Source organism: Pseudomonas sp. CFBP 13727 (assembly GCF_014841915.1).
Taxonomy (GTDB): Bacteria; Pseudomonadota; Gammaproteobacteria; order Pseudomonadales; family Pseudomonadaceae; genus Aquipseudomonas; species Aquipseudomonas baltica.
In genome coordinates, this window is the sequence record NZ_JACYUT010000001.1 from 1,076,511 (window position 1) to 1,098,355 (window position 21,845).

Annotated in this window: 20 protein-coding genes; 7 read left to right on the forward strand and 13 right to left on the reverse strand. The window is 63.2% G+C overall.

Features of this window, described 5'->3' with window-relative positions:
- Nucleotides 1-3: 3 nt before the first annotated feature.
- Entirely contained in the window at nucleotides 4-1,329 is a 1,326-nt protein-coding gene (locus tag IFT76_RS04765) for an ATP-binding protein (RefSeq protein WP_185793879.1), read from the reverse strand.
- Nucleotides 1,326-2,009, reverse strand: coding sequence for a response regulator (locus IFT76_RS04770; protein ID WP_122479207.1), 684 nt, complete (start codon nucleotides 2,007-2,009; stop codon nucleotides 1,326-1,328). Before IFT76_RS04770 ends, IFT76_RS04765 begins: the two co-directional genes overlap by 4 nt.
- 374 nt (nucleotides 2,010-2,383) lie before the next feature.
- Here IFT76_RS04770 and IFT76_RS04775 point away from each other — a divergent pair, with 374 nt between their 5' ends.
- Complete coding sequence (locus IFT76_RS04775) at nucleotides 2,384-3,199, forward strand: TlpA disulfide reductase family protein (protein ID WP_192057538.1); 816 nt, start codon at nucleotides 2,384-2,386, stop codon at nucleotides 3,197-3,199.
- A 384-nt stretch (nucleotides 3,200-3,583) separates the two neighbouring features.
- Here IFT76_RS04775 and asd read toward each other — a convergent pair whose 3' ends face one another.
- The 5 genes from asd to leuC form a co-directional block, all read right to left on the reverse strand.
- Nucleotides 3,584-4,696 (reverse strand): aspartate-semialdehyde dehydrogenase, encoded by a 1,113-nt coding sequence (asd, locus tag IFT76_RS04780; RefSeq protein WP_122479209.1) that lies wholly within the window; start codon nucleotides 4,694-4,696, stop codon nucleotides 3,584-3,586.
- Nucleotides 4,697-4,762: 66 nt separating this feature from the next.
- Nucleotides 4,763-5,845, reverse strand: coding sequence for a 3-isopropylmalate dehydrogenase (gene leuB, locus IFT76_RS04785; protein ID WP_192057539.1), 1,083 nt, complete (start codon nucleotides 5,843-5,845; stop codon nucleotides 4,763-4,765).
- 58 nt (nucleotides 5,846-5,903) lie between these two features.
- The gene (locus IFT76_RS04790) at nucleotides 5,904-6,662 is read right to left on the reverse strand and encodes a class I SAM-dependent methyltransferase (RefSeq protein ID WP_192057540.1); all 759 of its coding nucleotides are present in this window, start codon (nucleotides 6,660-6,662) and stop codon (nucleotides 5,904-5,906) included.
- A gap of 121 nt (nucleotides 6,663-6,783) precedes the next feature.
- The gene (gene leuD / locus IFT76_RS04795; RefSeq protein WP_122479212.1) at nucleotides 6,784-7,425 is read right to left on the reverse strand and encodes a 3-isopropylmalate dehydratase small subunit; all 642 of its coding nucleotides are present in this window, start codon (nucleotides 7,423-7,425) and stop codon (nucleotides 6,784-6,786) included.
- Nucleotides 7,422-8,855, reverse strand: coding sequence for a 3-isopropylmalate dehydratase large subunit (gene leuC, locus IFT76_RS04800; RefSeq protein ID WP_192053873.1), 1,434 nt, complete (start codon nucleotides 8,853-8,855; stop codon nucleotides 7,422-7,424). Before leuC ends, leuD begins: the two co-directional genes overlap by 4 nt.
- Before the next feature lie 136 nt (nucleotides 8,856-8,991).
- Between leuC and IFT76_RS04805 the strand changes: the two genes are divergently transcribed.
- Nucleotides 8,992-9,903, forward strand: a complete 912-nt coding sequence (locus tag IFT76_RS04805) for a LysR family transcriptional regulator (protein ID WP_185793883.1) — start codon at nucleotides 8,992-8,994, stop codon at nucleotides 9,901-9,903.
- Here IFT76_RS04805 and IFT76_RS04810 read toward each other — a convergent pair.
- Nucleotides 9,880-10,674: a PhzF family phenazine biosynthesis protein gene (locus IFT76_RS04810; RefSeq protein WP_122479215.1), complete on the reverse strand. Its 795-nt coding sequence runs from the start codon at nucleotides 10,672-10,674 to the stop codon at nucleotides 9,880-9,882. The two genes, IFT76_RS04805 and IFT76_RS04810, sit on opposite strands and share 24 nt — an antisense overlap.
- A 93-nt stretch (nucleotides 10,675-10,767) precedes the next feature.
- The gene (gene ybaK, locus IFT76_RS04815; RefSeq protein WP_122479216.1) at nucleotides 10,768-11,238 is read right to left on the reverse strand and encodes a Cys-tRNA(Pro) deacylase; all 471 of its coding nucleotides are present in this window, start codon (nucleotides 11,236-11,238) and stop codon (nucleotides 10,768-10,770) included.
- A 296-nt stretch (nucleotides 11,239-11,534) separates the two neighbouring features.
- Between ybaK and IFT76_RS04820 the strand changes: the two genes are divergently transcribed.
- The 4 genes from IFT76_RS04820 (at nucleotide 11,535) to glpD (ending at nucleotide 16,593) form a co-directional block, all read left to right on the forward strand.
- Nucleotides 11,535-12,374 (forward strand): MIP/aquaporin family protein, encoded by an 840-nt coding sequence (locus tag IFT76_RS04820; protein WP_192057541.1) that lies wholly within the window; start codon nucleotides 11,535-11,537, stop codon nucleotides 12,372-12,374.
- Nucleotides 12,375-12,429: 55 nt separating this feature from the next.
- Nucleotides 12,430-13,932: a glycerol kinase GlpK gene (gene glpK, locus IFT76_RS04825; protein WP_122479712.1), complete on the forward strand. Its 1,503-nt coding sequence runs from the start codon at nucleotides 12,430-12,432 to the stop codon at nucleotides 13,930-13,932.
- Nucleotides 13,933-14,057: 125 nt separating this feature from the next.
- Nucleotides 14,058-14,813, forward strand: a complete 756-nt coding sequence (locus IFT76_RS04830; RefSeq protein WP_043187404.1) for a DeoR/GlpR family transcriptional regulator — start codon at nucleotides 14,058-14,060, stop codon at nucleotides 14,811-14,813.
- Nucleotides 14,814-15,054: 241 nt separating this feature from the next.
- Nucleotides 15,055-16,593, forward strand: a complete 1,539-nt coding sequence (gene glpD / locus IFT76_RS04835; RefSeq protein WP_192057542.1) for a glycerol-3-phosphate dehydrogenase — start codon at nucleotides 15,055-15,057, stop codon at nucleotides 16,591-16,593.
- Nucleotides 16,594-16,660: 67 nt separating this feature from the next.
- On the opposite strand, the gene IFT76_RS20920 is transcribed toward glpD, so the two are convergent.
- From IFT76_RS20920 to IFT76_RS04850, 4 genes are all read right to left on the reverse strand, one after another.
- Nucleotides 16,661-16,786 carry a PA1414 family protein gene (locus IFT76_RS20920; RefSeq protein ID WP_286916280.1) on the reverse strand — a complete coding sequence of 42 codons (126 nt, stop codon included), beginning with the start codon at nucleotides 16,784-16,786 and terminating at the stop codon, nucleotides 16,661-16,663.
- Nucleotides 16,787-16,935: 149 nt separating this feature from the next.
- On the reverse strand, nucleotides 16,936-17,862 hold the full coding sequence (locus IFT76_RS04840; RefSeq protein WP_122479219.1) for a DMT family transporter: 927 nt from the start codon (nucleotides 17,860-17,862) through the stop codon (nucleotides 16,936-16,938).
- A gap of 229 nt (nucleotides 17,863-18,091) precedes the next feature.
- The gene (locus tag IFT76_RS04845; protein ID WP_185793888.1) at nucleotides 18,092-18,484 is read right to left on the reverse strand and encodes a transcriptional regulator; all 393 of its coding nucleotides are present in this window, start codon (nucleotides 18,482-18,484) and stop codon (nucleotides 18,092-18,094) included.
- 141 nt (nucleotides 18,485-18,625) lie between these two features.
- Nucleotides 18,626-19,969, reverse strand: coding sequence for a DEAD/DEAH box helicase (locus IFT76_RS04850; protein ID WP_163007604.1), 1,344 nt, complete (start codon nucleotides 19,967-19,969; stop codon nucleotides 18,626-18,628).
- 183 nt (nucleotides 19,970-20,152) lie between these two features.
- Here IFT76_RS04850 and IFT76_RS04855 point away from each other — a divergent pair, with 183 nt between their 5' ends.
- Nucleotides 20,153-21,418 carry a mechanosensitive ion channel family protein gene (locus IFT76_RS04855; protein WP_192049748.1) on the forward strand — a complete coding sequence of 422 codons (1,266 nt, stop codon included), beginning with the start codon at nucleotides 20,153-20,155 and terminating at the stop codon, nucleotides 21,416-21,418.
- Nucleotides 21,419-21,845: the final 427 nt, after the last annotated feature.

Below are 21,845 nucleotides of genomic sequence, written 5' to 3' on the forward strand. Positions count from 1 at the left end.
CGCTCACACCGGCCGGACCGGAATCCTGAAGATGGCGCGCAGGCCGTCTTCGCCACTGTCGAAGTCCAGGCTACATCCGCAACGCTGGGCGATGGCCTGAACGATCGCCAGGCCCAGCCCGCAACCGGCACTGGCGCGGCTGCGCCAGAAACGCTGGGTAAGGTGTTGCAGGTCTTCGGCACCGATGCCAGGGCCGAAGTCGCGCACCGTGAAGCAGACCCAGCCAGGCTCGGTGGCCAGCGTCAGCCACACCGGCGCCCGGTCGGGGCTGTGCCGCAGGGCGTTGTCGATCAGGTTGCGCAGCGCCTGTACCGCGAGGGTCGACGGCATGCCCAACGCAATCGACGGCAACTGCGGCGGCATGTGCAACTCGACCCGCCAACGATCCGTCTGACTGGCATCGCCGATGGCCAGGCGCGCCACATGTTCGGCACTGCACGGTGCGCCATCGTCGAACGACAGACTGCCCTCGACTCGCGCCAGCAGCAGCAACTGCTCGAGCGTGCGCTGCAGCCGGTCGGCGCCTTCCTCGGCGTGCGCCAGAGCCTGCTCATGGGCAAGGCCGGTGGTCATGCGGGCCACCTGCAAGTGGGTCTTGATCGCGGTCAGCGGGCTGCGCAACTCATGCGCCGCATCGCCTGTCAGTTGTCGCTCGCGCTCGAGGGTGCGACCGATGCGCAGAAACAGCTGGTTCTGGGTGTCCAGCAACGGCTGCAGTTCGCTGGGCAGCGACTTCAGCACCAGCGGGTCGAGGGCATCGACATCGCGCTTGCGCAGCGCCTCGCACATCCGGTTGAGAGGCGCCAGGCCCTTGCCGATACCCAGCCAGAGCATCGCGATGCTGCCGAGCAGGGCCATGAGCACCGGCGCGGAGGCAGCCAGCATGACCGAACGGTTCAAGGCTTCGCGTTCCAGTTCGCGGTCGGCGGTGGTGATTCGCACATCGTCACGGGCCAGGGTAAAACTGCGCCAGTGCTCGCCATCGATGGCCTGATCGTGAAAACCGGTGCGCTGATCGTCCAGCACCTGGTCGGCATTGCTGTGGCTGCGGGCAAGGATTTCGCCGCGCAACGAGCTGATCTGGCAGGCGATGCCATCAGGAATGCTCCATTGGTCGGCACTGAAGCGGGTGCCTTCGCCCTGTGCCGCAAGCGGTTGCGGCAAACGGTCTACCATGCCGGCGACCATGCGTGCCGAGGCCACCAGACGCTGGTCCAGAGAGAACATCATCTGGCTGCGCAGATCGCGGAACATCCAGGTGGCGGCGAGTGCCCAGATGACCACGAAGGCCGCGCCGAGGATCAGGCTCAAACGCAGACGCAGGCTCATGGGGCCTCTTTTGGTTCGGTGTGGGCCGGGCCCAGGCGGTAGCCCAGCCCGCGGACGGTTTCGACGATGCCGTTACCCAGCTTTCGGCGCAGGTGGTGAATGTGCACGTTCAATGCATTGCTTTCCACTTCGTCACTGAAGCCGTAGACGCTGTCCTTGAGCTGTTCGCCGGAGAGGACGCGGCCGCGGTTCTGCAGCAGGGCGTACAGCAGCGCCTGTTCGCGGCGGGACAGGTCGATGGCCTGGCCGGCCAGCCAGGTCTGCCGGGTGCTGGGATCATGCTGCAGCGGGCCATGTTCGATCATGTTCAAGGTGCGGCCAGCCACGCGGCGCTGCAGGGTGTGCAGCCGCGCGCACAGTTCGCGCAGGTCGAAGGGTTTGAGCAGGTAGTCGTCGGCGCCTGCCTGCAACCCGGCGACCCGGTCGCTGACGCTGTCGCGGGCGGTCAATACCAGCACCGGCAGAGCCACCCCACGCTGGCGCAGGCGGTGGAGCAGTTTGATACCGTCTTCGTCGGGCAGACCCAGATCCAGCACCAGCACATCGAAGCTGGCTGCCTGCAGCATGGCCTGCGCGGCCGAGGCGGTGGCCACCCGGTCGACGTTCAGCCCCTGGGCATTGAGCCCGGCGACGATGCCGCTGGCGATCAGGTCGTCGTCTTCGCAAAGCAATACGTGCATGACAGCGCTCGAAGAATAAAGGCCGCACAGTGACGGGCCGTGATTAACACAACATTATGCCCCTGATACAGGGTAGGAGCGGTCATTGGCCGCGAAAAACGCACCGCGGTGCATCTGTGCGAACTGCACTGGCCCTTCGCGGCCACGGACCGCTCCTACAATGCGCTGAACAGCGCCCCCCTGTAGGAGCGGCCATCGGCCGCGAAGCTGGCGCTGCGGTCTGTCTGATATACCGTGCCGCCCTTTCGCGGCCACGGACCGCTCCTACAGGGAGATATCGAGTGCACACAGTGACAATGGTCTGGAGCTGGTTAACCATCGGTTAACCTTGATGCAGCCATACTTGTCGGATCACTTCATCAGGATCTGTTGTCATGTTGAGCCTTGCCGTAGGGCCTTTCGCCCTTTCCCTGCATCACCTGCTGATATTGCTGGCGCTGGGCTTGGCCAGCCTCGTGGGCTGGCAGCTGGCGCGCAAGGGGTTTGGCAGCAATCCAGAAGCGCTGATATTTCGCCTGTTCCTGCTGTGCCTGGTGGTCGCGCGCGGGGCTTTCGTGCTGCGCTATTGGGCGCAGTATCGGCAGGATCTCTGGCAGATTCCAGACATCCGCGATGGCGGTTTCCTGCTGTGGCCGGGCTTGCTGGTGAGTGCTCTGGTGGCGTTGGTGTGTGCCTGGCGGCGCCCTTCAATGCGCCGCACGCTGGGCTGGAGCCTGGCCAGCGGCCTGTTGTTCTGGACGCTCGCCAGCGTCGGCAGCCACGGGTATCAGCAGGCGCGGCACTCGCAGTTGCCCGAGGTCACCTTGCACACCGCCACAGGCCAACCCGTAGCGCTGCGCAGCTACGATGGCAAACCTATGGTAATCAACCTCTGGGCAAGCTGGTGCCCACCCTGCAGACGAGAAATGCCTGTGCTGCTGGAAATGCAGAAACTTCACCCCGAGGTGCGTTTTCTGTTCGTGAACCATGGCGAAACCGCGCAGATCGTGGCGAGCTTCGCCGGGACGACGGGGCTGGATTTGACTCAGGTGCTATTCGACAGCCAAGGCGAACTGGGCCGCGCGCTGGGTTCGGTCGCGCTGCCGACCACGCTGTTCTACAGCAGCGAAGGAAAGCTGCTCGGCAGCCATCTCGGCGAATTGTCGAAAGCCAGCCTGCAGCATGCGCTGGAAACCTTCCCAGCCCAATAAGCACACCACCCCACCACAACCCCCGTAGCAGCGGCGCAAGCCGCGTCGGCGGTGGGTGCGGCATTCCTGAAAGAACGCGTTGGATCCGGACGCGGCTCGCGCCGCTGCTACAGAGATCCAACCCCCTGTAGCAGCGGCGCAAGCCGCGTCGGCGGTGGATGCGGTAATCCTGGACGAACGCGTTGGACCCGGACGCGGCTCGCGCCGCTGCTACAGAGATCCAACCCCCCGTAGCAGCGGCGCAAGCCGCGTCGGCGGTGGATGCGGTAATCCTGGACGAACGCGTTGGATCCGGACGCGGCTCGCGCCGCTGCTACAGAGATCTAACCCCCTGTAGCAGCGGCGCAAGCCGCGTCGGCGGTGGATGCGGTCACGCTGGAGGAATCAGCGCTCCAGCAGGATCCGCAGCATGCGACGCAGCGGCTCGGCGGCGCCCCACAGCAGTTGGTCGCCGACGGTGAACGCGCCCAGGTACTGCGAGCCCATGTTCAACTTGCGCAGGCGCCCGACCGGGATGTTCAGCGTGCCGGTAACCTGTGTAGGCGTGAGTTCCTGCATGCTCGCTTCGCGGCTGTTCTGCACCAGCTTGACCCATGGGTTGTGCTGGCTGATCAGCCCTTCGATGTCCGCCATCGGCACGTCCTTGTTCAACTTGATGGTCAACGCCTGGCTGTGGCAGCGCATCGCACCGATACGCACACAGATACCATCCACCGGGATCGGGCTCTTGAACCGTCCCAGAATCTTGTTCGTCTCGGCCTGGGCTTTCCACTCTTCACGGCTCTGCCCATTCGGCAGTTCCTTGTCGATGTAGGGAATCAGGCTGCCAGCCAGTGGCACACCGAAGTTCTCGGTCGGGTAACCCTCGCCACGCATGGCTTCGGCGACCTTGCGATCGATGTCGAGAATGGCGCTGGCCGGGTTGGCCAGGTCATCGGCAACCGAGGCATGGGTGCTGCCCATCTGCCTGATCAGCTCGCGCATGTTCTGTGCGCCGGCGCCCGAAGCCGCCTGGTAGGTCATGGCACTCATCCACTCCACCAGCCCGGCCTCGAACAGCCCGCCCAGGCCCATCAGCATCAGACTCACGGTGCAGTTGCCACCGATGTAGTTCTTGGTGCCGGCATCCAGTTGCTGGTCGATCACCCGGCGGTTGACCGGGTCGAGCACGATCACCGCGTCATCCTGCATGCGCAGGCTGGAAGCCGCGTCGATCCAGTAACCCTGCCAGCCGGCCTCGCGCAGCTTGGGGAATACCTCGCTGGTGTAGTCGCCACCCTGGCAGGTCAGAATCACGTCGAGTGTCTTCAGCTCTTCAATGCTGTAGGCATCCTTGAGCGGGGCAATGTCCTTGCCGACCGCCGGGCCCTGGCCGCCGACATTGGAAGTGGTGAAAAACACCGGCTCGATCAGATCGAAGTCCTGCTCTTCCAGCATCCGCTGCATAAGCACGGAACCGACCATACCGCGCCAACCGATCAGACCTACACGTTTCATCGCAACTACACCTTCTTGAAAAGTGGGCCGCTGCTGTCGATGGAAAGTCGCAGCGGGCCCAAGAGATTACAGATTCCGCAGCGCGGCGACTACTGCATCGCCCATTTCCTGCGTACCGACCCGTGTGGTGCCCTCAGACCAGATGTCGCCGGTGCGCAAGCCCTGATCCAGCACCAGGCTGACCGCCTGCTCGATGGCAGCGGCAGCATCGTGCTGGTTGAAGCTGTAACGCAGCATCATCGACACCGACAGAATGGTCGCCAGCGGGTTGGCGATGCCTTGCCCGGCGATGTCCGGCGCCGAACCGTGGCAGGGCTCGTACATGCCCTTGTTGTGGGCGTCCAGCGAGGCCGAAGGCAACATGCCGATGGAGCCGGTAAGCATCGACGCCTCATCGGAAAGAATGTCGCCGAACAGGTTGTCGGTGACCATCACGTCGAACTGTTTCGGCGCGCGCACCAACTGCATCGCGGCGTTGTCGACGTACATGTGGCTCAGCTCGACATCGGGATAATCCTTGCCGATCTCCTCGGCAACTTCGCGCCACAGCTGGCTGGAAGCCAATACGTTGGCCTTGTCCACCGAGCACAGCTTCTTGCCGCGCACCTGGGCCATGTCAAAGCCGACGCGCACGATGCGGCGGATTTCGCTCTCGCTGTACGGCAGGGTGTCGTAGGCCTGGCGCTCGCCGCCTTCCAGCTCGCGCACACCACGCGGCGCGCCGAAGTAGATGCCGCCGGTCAGCTCACGGACGATGAGGATGTCCAACCCGGCAACGATTTCCGGCTTCAGGCTGGAAGCATCGGCCAGTTGCGGGTAGAGAATGGCAGGACGCAGGTTGGCGAACAGGCCCAACTGCGAGCGAATCTTCAGCAGACCGCGTTCCGGGCGAATATCGCGCTCGATCTTGTCCCATTTCGGCCCGCCCACCGCGCCCAGCAGCACCGCGTCGGCGGTACGGGCACGTGCCAGGGTCTCGTCGGCCAGCGGCACGCCATGCTTGTCGATGGCAGCGCCGCCGATCACGTCGTGGGCCAGTTCGAAGCCCAGCTGGAACTTGGCGTTGGCCAGTTCCAGCACCTTGACCGCTTCGGCCATGATTTCCGGGCCGATGCCGTCGCCTGGGAGAATCAGAATCTGCTTGCTCATGCGTTCCTCGTTAATTCCGGTAATACGGCATGCCCTCGGGCGGGCCGTGAATAAATGCTCAACGCTGGGCCCACAACACCAGCACGTCGGTACTGAACGAGCCATTGTCGTCGATCTGGTAATACTCGCGCACCTCGGCGCCCACGGCTTGCTGCAAGGCGCGGATGGCCGCGCGCATGACCTCGGGCGTGCGCATGCGCTCGACCCACGAGGCGTATTCAAGGCGCAGGCGCTGGCGAGTGTGCCCGCGTACCTGCAGACCCGCTTCATTGACCTGGCTCAGCCATTCGCCGGCACTGTAGTCGCGCACATGGCTGGTGTCGCGCAGCACTTCGACACTTTGCAGATGGGTATCGAGCAGCGGGCTGCCCGGCGACATCACGTCGATGAAGCAGGCCATGCCACCGGGTTTGAGCACACGGCGCACTTCGCGCAGGGCCAGGCCGAGGTCGCTCCAGTGATGCGCCGAATAGCGGCTGAACACATAGTTGAAGGCGGCGTCGGCGAACGGCAGCCGCTCGGCCGGGCCGAGTTGGGTGCTGACATTGCCCAGCCCCCGCTCGCTGGCAGCGCTGGCGACCACGTCGAGCATCTGTTGCGACAGATCATAGGCCACCACCTGTTTGACCAGTGGCGCGCAATGAAAACTGACGTGGCCGGCGCCACACCCCAGGTCCAACAGCCGAGCCTGGGACTGGCCCGCCAGCTCCGCCTGAAGCAGCGCAAATTCCGCGCCCTGGGCGTGAACGGTGCTGCTCAGATAGGCCGAAGCCTGTTCACCGAACTGTTTCTGCACGACTTGGGTGTGCTGGGTCATGGGCTGGGCTTCCTTGTGCCTGGGTTTTCGGTGGCCTTGCGGGCCTCTTCGCGCGTAGAGGACTCGCCGCCCATGTGGGAGCGGGCTCTGCCCGCGAAGAGGCCAAACCTGCCTACATCAATCAATCACGAAACAACCAAGGCTGGCTGGCCCGATGCTTGGCCTCGAACGTCGCAATCGCCTCACCGTCCTGCAAGGTCAAGCCGATATCGTCCAACCCATTCAACAGGCAGTGCTTGCGAAACTCGTCGATCTCGAAGCTGTAGACCTTGCCGCTCGGGCTGGTCACGCTCTGGGTCGCCAGGTCCACGGTCAACTGGTAACCCGGCGCGGCCTCGACTTCCTGGAACAACTCATCGACTTGCTCATCACTGAGGATGATCGGCAGCAAGCCGTTCTTGAAGCTGTTGTTGAAGAAGATATCTGCATAGCTCGGCGCGATCACGGCGCGAAAGCCATACTCATCCAATGCCCACGGCGCATGCTCGCGGCTGGAACCGCAACCGAAGTTCTCCCGCGCCAGCAGCACGCTGGCACCTTGGTAGCGCTCGTGATTGAGGACGAAATCCTTGTTCAACGGGCGCTTGGAATTGTCCTGGTAAGGCTGACCGACATCCAGGTAGCGCCATTCGTCGAACAGGTTCGGGCCAAAGCCGGTGCGCTTGATCGACTTCAAGAACTGCTTGGGAATGATCTGGTCGGTGTCGACGTTGGCACGATCCAACGGAGCGACCAGGCCGGTGTGTCGAGTGAAGGCTTTCATGCTGCGTCCCCCTGGATCAATTCACGAACGTCGACGAAACGACCGACGACGGCGGCGGCGGCGGCCATGGCCGGGCTGACCAGATGGGTACGCCCACCGGCGCCCTGGCGGCCTTCGAAGTTGCGGTTGGAGGTCGATGCGCAGTGCTCGCCCGACTCCAGCCGGTCCGGGTTCATCGCCAGGCACATGGAGCAGCCCGGCTCACGCCATTCGAAGCCCGCCTCGAGGAAAATCTTGTCCAGGCCTTCGCGCTCCGCTTGCGCCTTGACCAGGCCCGAGCCTGGCACGACGATGGCCTGCTTGATGGTCGAGGCCACCTTGCGGCCCTTGGCGATCACTGCGGCGGCGCGCAAGTCTTCGATGCGTGAATTGGTGCACGAGCCGATGAACACGCGGTCGAGCTGAATGTCGGTGATCGCCTGATTGGCGGTCAGGCCCATGTATTTCAGCGCGCGCTCGATGGAACCGCGCTTGACCAGATCCGACTCGCGCGCCGGGTCCGGCACGTTCTGGTCAACGGCCAGGACCATTTCCGGCGAGGTCCCCCAGCTGACCTGCGGCTTGATCTGCGCGGCATCCAGGCGCACCACGGTGTCGAAGTGGGCATCGGCGTCGGACACCAGCCCTTTCCACGACTCCACCGCCTTGTCCCAATCGGCGCCGCTGGGCGCGAACGGCCGACCCTTGACGTAGGCGACGGTCTTTTCATCGGCAGCCACCAGGCCCACGCGGGCGCCGGCCTCGATGGACATGTTGCAGATGGTCATGCGGCCTTCCACCGACAGGTCGCGAATGGCGCTGCCGGCAAACTCGATGGCATGGCCATTGCCGCCGGCGGTGCCGATCTTGCCGATCACGGCCAGCACGATGTCCTTGGCGGTCACGCCAAACGGCAAGGTACCTTCGACCAACACCTGCATGTTCTTCATTTTCTTGGCCACCAGGCACTGCGTGGCGAGCACGTGCTCGACCTCCGAGGTACCGATGCCATGGGCCAGGGCACCGAAGGCACCGTGGGTCGAGGTATGCGAATCGCCGCAGACCACGGTCATGCCGGGCAAGGTCGCGCCCTGCTCCGGGCCGATGACATGGACGATGCCCTGGCGTACGTCGTTCATCTTGAATTCGGTGATGCCGTACTCGTCGCAGTTGTCGTCCAGGGTCTGCACCTGCAGACGCGACACCTGGTCGGCGATCGCGCCGATGCCGCCCTTGCGTTCCGGGGTAGTCGGCACGTTGTGGTCGGGCGTGGCGATGTTGGCGTCGATGCGCCACGGTTTGCGGCCGGCCAGGCGCAAGCCTTCGAACGCCTGGGGCGAAGTCACTTCGTGGATGATGTGACGGTCGATGTAGATCAGCGCCGAGCCATCGTCGCGCTGCTTGACCAAATGCGAATCCCAGAGCTTGTCGTAGAGCGTTTTGCCGGCCATCAGACGTTTCCTCATCAGTCTTGCTGTCTTTTCTATGCCTATAACCGCTTGGCTTGTAGGGGTGATGCTATGAGGTTATCTTGAATAACTCAAATTCATAATTTTCATACTTTGGATAACCAAAAGGAATTCGCGCATGGACCTGGCCAGTCTCAATGCCTTTATAGCCATCGCCGAAGTGGGCAGTTTTTCCAGGGCCGGGGATCGGCTGCACCTGACCCAGCCGGCGATCAGCAAACGCATCGCCGGGTTGGAATTGCAGCTGGGCGTGCGTTTGTTCGATCGCCTGGGCCGCGAAGTCAATCTGACCGAGGCCGGCCGGGCCCTGCTGCCACGCGCCTACCAGATTCTCGATGTGCTGGAAGACACCCGCCGCGCCCTGACCAACCTGAGCGGCGACGTGACGGGCCGCCTGACCCTCGCCACCAGCCACCACATCGGTCTGCACCGATTGCCCTCGCTGCTGCGCACCTACACGCGGATGTACCCCAAGGTCGCCCTGGACATCCAGTTTCTCGATTCGGAAGTGGCCTATGAGGAGATCCTGCACGGACGTGCGGAGCTGGCGGTGATCACCCTGGCGCCCGAGCCCCATCACCTGGTGCGCTCGGTACCGGTGTGGCATGACCCGCTGGATTTCGTCGCCGCCCCGGAACATCCGCTGGCCCTGCAGGCGGTGGTGAAGCTGAGCGATATCGCCGAACATCCGGCGGTGTTTCCGGGCGGCAATACTTTCACCCACCACATCGTCAGCCGCCTGTTCGAGGCGCAAGGCCTGAGCCCGAACATCGCCATGAGCACCAACTACCTGGAAACCATCAAGATGATGGTGTCGATCGGCCTGGCGTGGAGTGTGCTGCCGCGCACCATGCTCGACGAGCAAGTGGCGCGCTTCCAGCTACCCGGTGTGCAGCTGAGCCGCCAGTTGGGTTATATCCTGCACACCGAACGGACCCTGTCGAATGCGGCGCGGGCCTTCATGGCGCTGCTCGACGATCAGGCCGGCACACTGGCTTCGGCGCAATCAGGGCTGGGCACCGAGCAGTAGCCGGCCGCTGCTGATCAACGTGGCGTAGCCGCCGATCTTGACTCGTTCGCCTTCCATCCGGCAAAACAGATCGCCACCCCGCGCCGAGCACTGGTAGGCAGTGAGGCTGGTCTTGACCAGACGCCTCGACCAGTACGGGATGAGGCTGCAATGGGTGGAGCCGGTGACCGCGTCCTCGTCGATGCCGATGGCAGGTGCGAAGTAGCGCGAAACGAAGTCCTGATGGTCGCCCCGGGCGGTAATGATCACCCCGGGCCAGGGCAAGCGTGCCAGGGCCGCCATGTTCGGGCGACACTGGCGTACCGCCTGCTCCGACTCCAGCAGGACGAACAGCGACGCCGCCGCCATTACGTCGACCGCTTCGCAACCCAAGGCACGCTCGACCTCCAGGGTCAGGCCCAACTGCTCCTCGGGCATCATCGCCGGGAAGTCCAGCCACAGCCGGTCGCCCTCGCGGCTGACGGTAAGGTTGCCCGAGCGGCTGGCGAATGACAGGCTCGACGCTGTCTCCCCATAGACATGAAACAGCACGTAGGCGCTGGCCAGGGTGGCGTGGCCACACAAGGGCACCTCGGTGCGCGGGGTGAACCAGCGGATGTGCCAGCCCTGCGCTTCGCGAACCAAAAACGCGGTCTCCGCCAGGTTGTGCTCGGCGGCGATCTTCTGCATCAGCTCGTCGGCCAGCCAGCTGTCGAGGCGGTAGACCATTGCCGGGTTGCCAGCAAAAGGCTGTTGGGTAAACGCATCGACCTGATGGAAATCCAGTTGCATGGCAATCCTCGCTGTTGCGGAAAGGGGTGGCGGCCAAGCCGTCTGGCTATCGGCGTTCGACTCGTCGAGTCGATGAGTAATTTCCTTGGTGCATCAGGGGCGGCCGATATCGGCGAAGCGACCCTGGGTGTGCTCGGCCAGCAGCTGCGGCGCCAGCTCGACTTCCAGCCCGCGCCTGCCGGCGCTGACGAACATGCTGGGCAATGCCTCAGCGGTTTGGTCGATGAAGGTCCGCAAGCGCTTCTTCTGCCCCAGCGGGCTGATCCCGCCCAGCAGATACCCCGTGGCCCGCTGCGCAGCCTGCGGATCTGCCATCTCGCATTTCTTCACGCCGGCCGCATGCGCGAGCGCCTTGAGATCCAGGGTGCCGGTCACCGGCACCACTGCCACCAGCAGCTCGCTTCTTTCGGTGGCCGCCAGCAGTGTCTTGAACACCCGCGCGGCGGTCAGACCGAGCTTTTCCACCGCTTCGAGTCCATAGGAAGCTGCCTTGGGATCATGTTCATAGGCATGCACTCGATGCTCGGCGCGGTGTTTCTTCAAGAGGTCCAGGGCGGGGGTCATGCAGGGACTCCAGACAAATAAAAAACATGCCCGGCATTAGGACACAGGCGGGCAAGCCACGCCAACCGTGGCTTTGCCGGAAATGCGCGGAAAAGTTTGCAGGCAATGAACGAACTCGTTCGCTTTCGACCTTTGACAGCGGCGTTTCTTGTCTATATTTTTTCGTTTGTGAAGATAGGCACGATAGTACAATGTGCTCGAAGGCTGTACTGCGACGTGCGATGGGGATCGTACGACGACAGATTCCAGGCGCCGAAAACGGCGTCAGACAAAAAAAACAATTGGGGTAATACACGATGACCGCACAGCAACAACCGACCTTGTCGGGCCAGTGCACTGCCGAGTTTCTCGGCACCGCGCTGCTTATCTTCTTCGGTACCGGCTGCGTCGCGGCGCTCAAGGTCGCCGGTGCCAGCCTCGGCCTGTGGGAAATCAGCATCATCTGGGGCGTCGGCGTGAGCATGGCGATCTACCTGACGGCCGGCGTGTCCGGTGCCCATCTGAACCCGGCGGTCAGCATCGCTCTGTGCCTGTTCGGCGGCTTCGAGAAACGCAAGCTGCCCGTCTATATTCTGGCTCAGGTGGCAGGCGCGTTCTGTTCCGCAGCACTGGTCTATACCCTCTACAGCAGCCTGTTCTTCGATTACGAACAAACCCACGGCATCGTCAGGGGCACGCAAGCGAGCCTCGAAACGGCGAGCATCTTCTCCACCTACCCCCATGCGGCGCTGTCCATCGGTCAGGCCTTTTTGGTCGAGATGGTCATCACCGCCATCCTGATGGCGGTGATCATGGCCCTGGGCGACGAGCACAACGGTCTTCCGCGCGGGGCCATGGCGCCGCTGCTGGTCGGCTTGCTGATCGCCGTGATCGGCAGCGCCATGGGGCCGCTGACCGGCTTTGCCATGAACCCGGCCAGGGATTTCGGTCCAAAGCTGATGACGTTCATCGCCGGCTGGGGTGAAATAGCCTTCACCGGTGGCCGCACGATTCCCTATTTCATCGTTCCCATCGTGGCGCCGATCGTAGGTGCCTGCCTGGGCGCTGGCGCCTACCGGGTACTGATCGCACGCCATTTGCCAAACTCGAACAACGAGTCGGCCGAAGCGTCCGCATCGAAGGTGCAGGCCTCCTGAGCCTGCACAAACACCACATTCCGCATTTATTGCACACTTGCGCAAGGCCATCGACATGACCGATACCGACAACAAGAACTACATCATTGCCCTGGACCAAGGTACCACCAGCTCCCGGGCGATCATTTTCGACCGCGACGCCAATGTCGTCGGCACCTCGCAGCGCGAATTCGTCCAGCACTATCCGCAGGCCGGATGGGTCGAGCACGACCCGATGGAAATCTTCGCCACCCAGAGCGCGACCATGGTCGAGGCCTTGGCCCAGGCCGGGCTGAGCCACGCCCAGGTTGCGGCCATCGGCATCACCAACCAGCGTGAAACCACCGTGGTGTGGGACAAGAACAGCGGTCGCCCGATCTACAATGCCGTGGTCTGGCAGTGCCGACGCAGCACCGAGATCTGCCAGCAGCTCAAGCGCGACGGCCTGGAAGACTACATCAAGCAGACCACCGGCCTGGTGGTCGACCCGTACTTTTCCGGCACCAAGCTGAAATGGATCCTCGACAACGTCGAAGGCAGCCGCGAGCGCGCACGCAACGGCGAGCTGCTGTTCGGCACCGTCGATAGCTGGCTGATCTGGAAATTCACCGGCGGCAAGGTGCACGTCACCGACTACACCAACGCCTCGCGCACCATGCTCTTCAACATCCACACCCTGGAGTGGGACGAGAAGATGCTGCAGACCCTGGACATCCCGCGCGAGATGCTTCCAGAGGTCAAGTCGTCGTCGGAAATCTACGGCCATACCAAGAGCGGCATCGCCATTGCCGGGATCGCCGGCGACCAGCAGGCCGCCTTGTTCGGCCAGATGTGCGTCGAGCCTGGCCAGGCCAAGAACACCTATGGCACCGGCTGCTTCCTGCTGATGAACACCGGCAAGAAGGCCGTGACGTCGCAGCACGGGATGCTCACCACCATCGGCTGCGGCCCGCGTGGCGAGGTGGCCTATGCCCTGGAAGGCGCCGTGTTCAACGGCGGCTCGACCGTGCAGTGGCTGCGCGACGAACTGAAAATCGTCAACGACGCCTACGACACCGAATATTTCGCCAGCAAGGTGAAGAACACCAACGGTGTCTACCTGGTCCCGGCGTTCACCGGCCTGGGCGCGCCCTACTGGGACCCCTATGCCCGTGGCGCACTGTTCGGCCTGACCCGCGGCGTACGCGTCGACCACATCATTCGCGCGGCGCTTGAGTCGATTGCCTACCAGACCCGCGACGTGCTCGACGCCATGCAACAGGACTCCGGCGAGCGCCTGAGCGCCTTGCGCGTGGACGGCGGCGCGGTGGCCAACAATTTCCTCATGCAGTTCCAGGCCGACATTCTCGGCACTCCGGTGGAGCGTCCGCAGATGCGCGAAACCACGGCCTTGGGTGCCGCCTACCTGGCGGGCCTGGCGTGCGGCTTCTGGGGCAGCCTGGATGAGTTGCGCGGCAAGGCCGTGATCGAGCGTACCTTCGAGCCTCTGCTCGACGAAACCGGCAAGGAAAAACTCTACGCAGGCTGGAAAAAGGCCGTTGAACGCACCCGTGACTGGGAACCGCACGAAGAGCAGTGACCGAGTGAACGCGCAGACCGGCCAGTTCCGGCCTGCGCAAGTGCGGTCCATGGAATCACTTCTGGCGATGGGGCCCGTTCCTGCGGCATCATGCATGCTTTTGCATGGCAGCCAAAGGAAGCCCCATGAACCTGCCTCCCCGCCAACAGCAGATCCTCGAACTGGTACGCGAACGCGGCTATGTCAGCATCGAGGAAATGGCCCAACTGTTCGTCGTGACGCCGCAAACCATCCGGCGTGACATCAACCAGCTGGCCGAGGTCAACCTGCTGCGTCGCTATCACGGTGGCGCCGCCTATGATTCGAGCATCGAAAACACGGCCTACGCCATGCGTGCCGACCAGATGCGCGACGAGAAACAGCGCATCGCCGAGGCGATTGCCGCCCAGATCCCCGACCACGCCTCGCTGTTCATCAATATCGGCACCACCACCGAATCCATCGCCCGCGCCCTGCTCAACCACAGCCACCTGAAGATCATCACCAACAACCTGCACGTGGCCTCGATCCTCAGCGGCAAGGACGACTTCGACGTGCTGCTGGCCGGCGGCAACGTACGCCGTGACGGCGGCGTGGTGGGCCAGGCGAGTATCGACTTCATCACCCAGTTCAAGGTCGACTTCGCCCTGGTCGGCATCAGTGGTATCGACGAAGACGGCAGCCTGCTGGACTTCGACTATCAGGAGGTTCGCGTCAGCCAGGCGATCATTGCCAATGCGCGCCAGGTCATTCTGGCCGCCGACTCGAGCAAGTTCGGCCGCAATGCCATGGTCCGCCTGGGCCCGATCAGCCTGATCGACTGCCTGGTCACCGATCAGCCACCCGTGCCCGCCTTGCTGCAATTGCTGCAACAACACAAGATCCGCCTCGAGATCGTCTGACCCTGTGGCAGCGGCGCAAGCCGCCCTGCCCGTCCACAATCCCCACCTGGCAACGCCCACGGCGCATCAGCTTCGCTTCTGATGTTCGTATTTCTTCGCTTTGACCCCCTTCGATCAACAATTTCAATCATCTTCGACTGGCTAAGCCCTTCGTATTGGGCTAGTATTTTCGAAATTGAACATTGATGTTCGAATTCAAAGCACTCATTCGAACGCTCCTTGATAAACGCAGGAGGCTGCCATGCCCCATTCGACCTTGCCCCGCCAACCGCTGGCTGAAATCTACGACGTCGCCGTGATCGGTGGTGGCATTAATGGCGTAGGGATTGCCGCCGACGCTGCCGGGCGTGGGCTTTCCGTGTTTCTCTGCGAGAAGGACGACCTGGCCAGCCACACCTCTTCGGCCAGCAGCAAGCTGATCCACGGCGGCCTGCGTTATCTGGAACACCACGAATTTCGCCTGGTACGCGAAGCATTGGCCGAACGCGAAGTGTTGCTGGCCAAGGCTCCGCACATCGTCAAGCCCATGCGTTTCGTCCTGCCGCACCGGCCCCATCTGCGTCCTGCCTGGATGATCCGCGCCGGGCTGTTCCTCTACGACAACCTGGGCAAGCGAGAAAAGCTGCCTGGCTCGCGCAGCCTGCGCTTCGGCGCCGACAGTGCGTTGAAGCCGGAAATCACCCGCGGTTTCGAATATTCCGACTGCTGGGTCGACGACGCTCGCCTGGTGGTACTGAACGCCATGGCAGCGCGGGAAAAAGGCGCACACATCCATACCCGCACCCGCTGTGTCGACGCGAAGCGTCTAGACGGTGTGTGGCAGGTCAATCTGCAGCGCGAGGACGGCAGCACATTCACCCTCAAGGCGCGCGCGCTGGTCAATGCGGCCGGACCCTGGGTAGCGAAGTTCATTCGTGACGACCTGCAGTTGCAATCCCCATACGGCATCCGCCTGATCCAGGGCAGCCACCTGATCGTGCCACGCCTGTACGAAGGCGAGCAGGCGCACATCCTGCAGAACGAAGACCAGCGCATCGTCTTCACCATCCCGTACCTGGATCGCTTCACCATCCTAGGCACCACCGACCGTGAATACACGGGCGACCCGTCCAAGGTGGAGATCACCGACGCCGAGGCCGACTACATTCTCAAGGTGGTGAACGCCCACTTCAAGAAACAGGTCAGCCGCAGCGATGTGGTGCGCACCTATTCGGGCGTTCGCCCGCTGTGCAACGACGAGTCGGACAACCCATCGGCCATCACCCGCGACTACACCCTGTCGCTCAGCGGCGGCCAGGGCGAGGCGCCGATCCTTTCGGTGTTCGGTGGCAAGTTGACCACTTACCGCAAGCTGGCCGAGTCGGCCATGGCACAGTTGAAGCCATTCTTCGCGCAGATGCGCGGTAGCTGGACGGCGACCAGTGCCTTGCCCGGTGGCGAAGACATGAGCACGCCGCAGGCCCTGGCTCAGGACATGCGGGTGAAAGCTCCCTGGCTGCCAAACGGCCTGGCCGAGCGTTGGGCGGTCAGCTACGGCAGCCGCAGCTGGCGTTTGATCGAAGGTGCACAGTCGGTAGTCGATCTGGGCGAGGAATTGGGCACGGGGCTGTTCAGCCGCGAAGTCGATTACCTGTACGAGCAGGAATGGGCCACCCGCAGCGAAGACGTGCTGTGGCGTCGCAGCAAGCTGGGGCTGTTCGTCGATGATGCGGCCGCGGTTCGCCTGGATGCTTACCTGGCGAAAGTCGACGCCAGCCGGGCCAATACCCAGGCGGCTTGAGCGCTGTCAGCAACGAAAAACGCCCCGTAAGGGGCGTTTTGCATGGCGCGCGACGGGCCCGGAGGGCTCAGCGCCGAGGGCGCTGCCGAGGCCGGTGGTTGTCGGCCGGGATAGGCACAGGCTGTGGTGGCGGCGGCACCAGCCCCAGTGCGACAGCCAGATCGTGGAGCCAGTTGTACAAGTTACCGTTCATATCGCCCCCCTTCAGGGAAAAGCCCGAACGACGGTCATGGTCCGTCGCTTCTGTTCGATCATAGCGCTAAGCGACGTAGGATGCATTCACGCACTTGTGTCGAAAAGTCGCAGTCCTACGTATTGATCATCTGCCGGGCAAGTAATTCATTACCTTATCCACGTTCGTAATCGTCGGCGCACCCACTGCTCGGCGCTGACCAAGGTGATGCCCAGCAGTACGAACAGCGCGCCCAGAATGAAATTCACGCTCAGCGGTTCGCCCAGCAGCAGCACACCGAACGTCACGCCGAACAGCGGGGTCATGAACGAGAACACGGCCAGATTGGACGCCAGGTAGCGTCGCAGCAGCCAAAACCAGATCAGGAAGCTGGCGAAAGACACCACCACCCCTTGGAACAATACGCTGGCGATGCCGACCGGGGTAAAACTGACCTGCGTGAACTGCCCCGTGGCCAGGGCGATGAGCAACAATCCGATCACGCAGACGATTAGCTGGTAGAACAGCGTCAGCGTCACGGGTGCTTCTGAGAGGCGCGAGGTGCGCACCACCACCGTGGTCGCGCCCCAGCACAAGCCTGCCATCACGCCCAGTGCATCACCCAGCAGCATGCGTCGGTCCAGATGTTGCCAGGAAATTCCGCCGGCGAAAGCGAAGGCGATACCGCTGAACGCCAGGGCAATGCCCAGCCATTGCAGGGGCCGCAGGCGCTCTCCGGGTAGCAGGGCGTGCAAGCCAAGCGCCGTGAACACCGGGGCGGTGTAGAGAAAGACCGACATGTGCGCTGCCGAGGTCAGCTTCAGGCCTTCGGCGATGAACAAGAATTCCAGCCCGAACAGCGAACCGGCCAGCAACCCGGCGCGCCAGGTGTAGGGCATGTGCGCCCAGCCCCCGCGCCAGCACATCAGTGCGGCCACCAGGACCGCGGAAATGCCCGAGCGCATGGCCGCCTGCATCACCGGAGCGATATCGGGCGCGGCCCACTTTATGGTGACCTGCTGGATACCCCAGATCAGGCACAACCCGAGCATGACCTTGAGCGCGAATCCATCGGGTTGACGGCGTTCGATGCTCATCGGCGAATTGACCACGACATGACGATGCCTTCAGGCAATGAGGAATCGCCAGTGTAACAAGCCACGCGCCACAAGGCTTACGCGGCGGATGGCTGCGCTCACACAGGCACACCATGTCGCCTGCTTCGCGGCCGCGGACCGCTCCTACATCGGCACACCGTATTCCGCCCTTGTAGGAGCGGTCAGCGGCCGCGAAGAGAGCAACACGGTTTCAATCCATGCCAAAGGCTCAGACAATCTGCGGCTTACTGGCCAGCTCATCGAAGGTGGCCGGGTCCAGCGCATCGTCCTGCTCGTCGAGCACTTCCAGCCCGTGATCGTTATCGGGGATGCTGCTGTCGAGCAGGCTCAGCAGGCTGGAGCCACGCATCGTCAACTGGAAATTGCGGCCCGTGCCACCTTCGCTGTCAGGACGCTGCTCGATGAACCCGCGCTCCAGCAACAGCTTCTCATAGTCGCGGGCCTGGGTTTGCAACTGGTCGACAGCAGCAGGCGTGTCACCCTGAGCGGTGGCTGCATCGGCGTGGTCCTGGGCATAGCGGTGCGGGGTGAAATCCTGATTGGCGCCGTTCTGCACTTCGTGCAACAGCCGTTCGATCAACTGCCAGTCGTAAGTGGTCATCCGGAAGAACCTCCAACACATGAGTGAAAGGGCTTGCCAGGTATGGGACCGGGTGGGTGCGGGGGAGTTGCGCGAAGACAGCTTTGCGGGGTGTTTTGGCAGGTCTGGCCTCCGCCGGGAAGCCAGCCTGCCTGGCGCAGTTTACTCGCTGACAGCCGGCTTGCGACGCTTGAGCGGTGCCAGCCCGTCCTGGCTTACCAACGCCGGTGCATCGGCCTTGGGACGGTTGACGCTCTTGCGCTTGGTCGGGCCCTTGGCAACGCTTTTCTTGTCGCCCTTTTTGTCCTTGTCGGTCTTTTTCTTCTTCACGCCGACCGCCTTGCCCGACGCCTTGACCTTCTTCGGTCCGCCGTAGGTACCTTTGACTTCCTTGATCACCCGGCGCTCGAAGGTCTGCTTGAGGTAGCGCTCGATGCTGGACATCAAGTTCCAGTCACCGTGGCAGATCAGCGAGATCGCCAGGCCTTCGTTGCCGGCGCGGCCAGTCCGGCCGATGCGGTGCACGTAGTCATCGCCGCTGCGCGGCATGTCGAAGTTGACCACCAGGTCCAGGCCGTCGACGTCCAGGCCGCGGGCCGCCACATCGGTAGCCACGAGGATTTTCACGCCGCCCTGCTTGAGGCGATCGATGGCCAGCTTGCGGTCCTTCTGGTCCTTGTCGCCGTGCAGCACGAACGCCTTGTATTCCTGCGCCACGAGGCGCCCATAGATACGGTCGGCCATGGCCCGGGTGTTGGTGAAGACGATTGCCTTCTGGTACGTCTCGTTGGCCAGCAGCCAGTTGAGGATCTGCTCTTTGTGGACGTTGTGGTCGGCGGTGACGATCTGCTGGCGAGTGCCCTCGGCCAGTTGGCTGACGTTGTTGATCAGCAGGTGCTCGGGATCCTTCAACACCTTGCCGATCATGTCGCGCAGCCCGGCACCGCCGGTGGTGGCCGAGAACAGCAGGGTCTGTTCACGCTGGCCGCACTCGTCGCTCAGGCGCGTCACGTCTTCGGAGAAGCCCATGTCGAGCATGCGGTCGGCTTCGTCGAGCACCAGCACCTCGACCTTCTTGAGGTCCAGGTTGCCGGCGTTGAGCTGTTCCAGCAGGCGGCCAGGGGTGCCGATGAGGATATCCGGTACCTTGCGCAGCATGGCTGCCTGCACCTTGAAGTCTTCACCGCCGGTGATCAGGCCCGCCTTGATGAAAGTGAACTGGCTGAAGCGCTCCACTTCCTTCAAGGTTTGCTGGGCCAGTTCGCGGGTCGGCAACAGGATCACCACGCGAATGTCGACGCGCACCTTGGCCGGGCCCATCAGGCGGTTCAGAATCGGCAGGACGAATGCGGCAGTCTTGCCGCTGCCGGTTTGCGCCGTCACCCGCAGGTCGCGCCCTTGCAATGCCAGGGGAATGGCGGCCAGCTGCACCGGCGTCGGCTCGACAAATTTCAGCTCGGCGACGGCTTTGAGCAGGCGTTCATGCAGGGCGAATTGGGAAAACACGGGTGTTACCTCGACGGAGTACATAAATTCGACTGCATAGGGTACCGGTTTGCGCACGATTAGCCGAATTTCTTTACCCGTAAGTCGGTAAATTGCGTGCAAATCTTTCCAGGCGTGGCGATTGCCCCACTCGATGGGCTTTAATCCCCGCCCCTTTTCAATCCGGGAGCTGCACGCCACCCCATGAACATCGAATCGCTCTGGCACCAAACCGTCACTTTCATCACTGGCCTGGACGACCAGCCGGTCCTGCAGGCCGGTGTGTCGCTGTTCCTGCTGCTGATCGCCGCCTTCGCCCTGGGCCGATTGGCGCGCTTCCTTACCCTGCACGCGGTCAAGCTGCTCAGTCGCCGGCCATCGCTGCACTGGCTCAACGACTTTTTGCACAACAAGGTCTTCCATCGCCTGGCGCAAATGACGCCGTCGCTGGTGGTGCAGTTCAGTCTGGGCTTGATCCCGGTGCTGAGCGACAACAGCAAGCACGTGATCGGCAACATCGCGCTGGGCTTCACCATCCTGTTCCTGGTGCTGGCCCTGGGGGCCCTGCTCAATGCACTGATCGACATCTATGCGCGCACCGAGCACGCCCGCACCCGCTCGATCAAGGGCTACGTGCAACTGGCCAAGATGATCCTGTACATCTTTGGTGCCATCATCATCGTCGCCACGTTGATCGACCGCTCGCCGCTGTTGCTGCTGTCCGGGCTGGGCGCCATGTCGGCGGTCATCCTGCTGGTCTACAAGGACACCCTGCTGTCGTTCGTGGCCAGCGTGCAGTTGACCAGCAACGACATGCTGCGCGTCGGCGACTGGATCGAGATGCCCCAGGTGGGCGCCGACGGCGACGTCGTCGACATCACCCTGCACACCGTGAAGATCCAGAATTTCGACAAGACCATCGTCTCCATCCCCACCTGGCGGCTGATGAGCGAGTCGTTCAAGAACTGGCGCGGCATGCAGCAGTCCGGCGGCCGGCGCATCAAGCGCAGCCTGCACATCGACGCCAGCGGCATACGCTTTCTCGACGAACAGGAGCAGTTGCGCCTGACCCAGATTCGCCTGCTCAGCGGCTACGTCAGCAGCAAACAGGCCGAACTCAAGGCGTGGAACGCGGCGCAGGGCGAGGTCGCGGAACTGTCGGCCAACCAGCGGCGCATGACCAACCTGGGGACTTTCCGCGCCTACGCGCTGGCGTATCTCAACGCCCACCCGGACATCCAGCCGAACATGACCTGCATGGTCCGTCAGATGGAAGCCACCGCCGAGGGCGTGCCGCTGGAAATCTACTGCTTCACCCGCACCACGGCGTGGGCGGAGTACGAACGGATTCAGGGCGATATCTTCGATTACCTGCTGGCCGTGCTGCCCGAGTTTGGGTTGAGCGTCTACCAGAAGCCCAGCGGCGCCGATCTGCGCGGCGGGTTGACCGCAGTGACCGGTCCGCACTGAACGCAACCCCGTTCGTAGGAGCGGTCCGTGGCCGCGAAACAAGCGCCGCGGTGTGTCAGGTACCATGCGGTGAACCCTTCGCGGCCAATGACCGCTCCTACGGGATGCCGCAGCCCCTGTGGGAGCGGGCTCTGCCCGCGAATGAGCCGCCGCGGTGGATCAGGGACTGCGCGGTGTGCCCTTCGCGGGCAGAGCCCGCTCCCACAATTGGCGCGAGATTTCCCACAGGTGGGTCAGTTTTTTCTGTGGGAGCGGGCTCTGCCCGCGAATGAGCCGCCGCGGTGTGTCAGGCACTGCGCGGCACGCCCTCCTCGGCCGATGACCATGTGGCGGAAAACCACGATCAGTTCTCATGTTCGCGCGCCCGCAGCCGAAACGCTTGAGACCACCGTTATCGGCGCAACTCGATGGCCGCCATCCGGTGCTC

What these genes read in the sequence shown, in the direction of transcription:
- IFT76_RS04765 (WP_185793879.1), bottom strand. Translation starts at nt 1,329, where the DNA reads ATGAGCCTGCGTCTGCGTTTGAGCCTGATCCTCGGCGCGGCCTTCGTG.
- IFT76_RS04770 (WP_122479207.1), bottom strand. Translation starts at nt 2,009, where the DNA reads ATGCACGTATTGCTTTGCGAAGACGACGACCTGATCGCCAGCGGCATC.
- IFT76_RS04775 (WP_192057538.1), top strand. Translation starts at nt 2,384, where the DNA reads ATGTTGAGCCTTGCCGTAGGGCCTTTCGCCCTTTCCCTGCATCACCTG.
- asd (WP_122479209.1), bottom strand. Translation starts at nt 4,696, where the DNA reads ATGAAACGTGTAGGTCTGATCGGTTGGCGCGGTATGGTCGGTTCCGTG.
- leuB (WP_192057539.1), bottom strand. Translation starts at nt 5,845, where the DNA reads ATGAGCAAGCAGATTCTGATTCTCCCAGGCGACGGCATCGGCCCGGAA.
- IFT76_RS04790 (WP_192057540.1), bottom strand. Translation starts at nt 6,662, where the DNA reads ATGACCCAGCACACCCAAGTCGTGCAGAAACAGTTCGGTGAACAGGCT.
- leuD (WP_122479212.1), bottom strand. Translation starts at nt 7,425, where the DNA reads ATGAAAGCCTTCACTCGACACACCGGCCTGGTCGCTCCGTTGGATCGT.
- leuC (WP_192053873.1), bottom strand. Translation starts at nt 8,855, where the DNA reads ATGGCCGGCAAAACGCTCTACGACAAGCTCTGGGATTCGCATTTGGTC.
- IFT76_RS04805 (WP_185793883.1), top strand. Translation starts at nt 8,992, where the DNA reads ATGGACCTGGCCAGTCTCAATGCCTTTATAGCCATCGCCGAAGTGGGC.
- IFT76_RS04810 (WP_122479215.1), bottom strand. Translation starts at nt 10,674, where the DNA reads ATGCAACTGGATTTCCATCAGGTCGATGCGTTTACCCAACAGCCTTTT.
- ybaK (WP_122479216.1), bottom strand. Translation starts at nt 11,238, where the DNA reads ATGACCCCCGCCCTGGACCTCTTGAAGAAACACCGCGCCGAGCATCGA.
- IFT76_RS04820 (WP_192057541.1), top strand. Translation starts at nt 11,535, where the DNA reads ATGACCGCACAGCAACAACCGACCTTGTCGGGCCAGTGCACTGCCGAG.
- glpK (WP_122479712.1), top strand. Translation starts at nt 12,430, where the DNA reads ATGACCGATACCGACAACAAGAACTACATCATTGCCCTGGACCAAGGT.
- IFT76_RS04830 (WP_043187404.1), top strand. Translation starts at nt 14,058, where the DNA reads ATGAACCTGCCTCCCCGCCAACAGCAGATCCTCGAACTGGTACGCGAA.
- glpD (WP_192057542.1), top strand. Translation starts at nt 15,055, where the DNA reads ATGCCCCATTCGACCTTGCCCCGCCAACCGCTGGCTGAAATCTACGAC.
- IFT76_RS20920 (WP_286916280.1), bottom strand. Translation starts at nt 16,786, where the DNA reads ATGAACGGTAACTTGTACAACTGGCTCCACGATCTGGCTGTCGCACTG.
- IFT76_RS04840 (WP_122479219.1), bottom strand. Translation starts at nt 17,862, where the DNA reads ATGAGCATCGAACGCCGTCAACCCGATGGATTCGCGCTCAAGGTCATG.
- IFT76_RS04845 (WP_185793888.1), bottom strand. Translation starts at nt 18,484, where the DNA reads ATGACCACTTACGACTGGCAGTTGATCGAACGGCTGTTGCACGAAGTG.
- IFT76_RS04855 (WP_192049748.1), top strand. Translation starts at nt 20,153, where the DNA reads ATGAACATCGAATCGCTCTGGCACCAAACCGTCACTTTCATCACTGGC.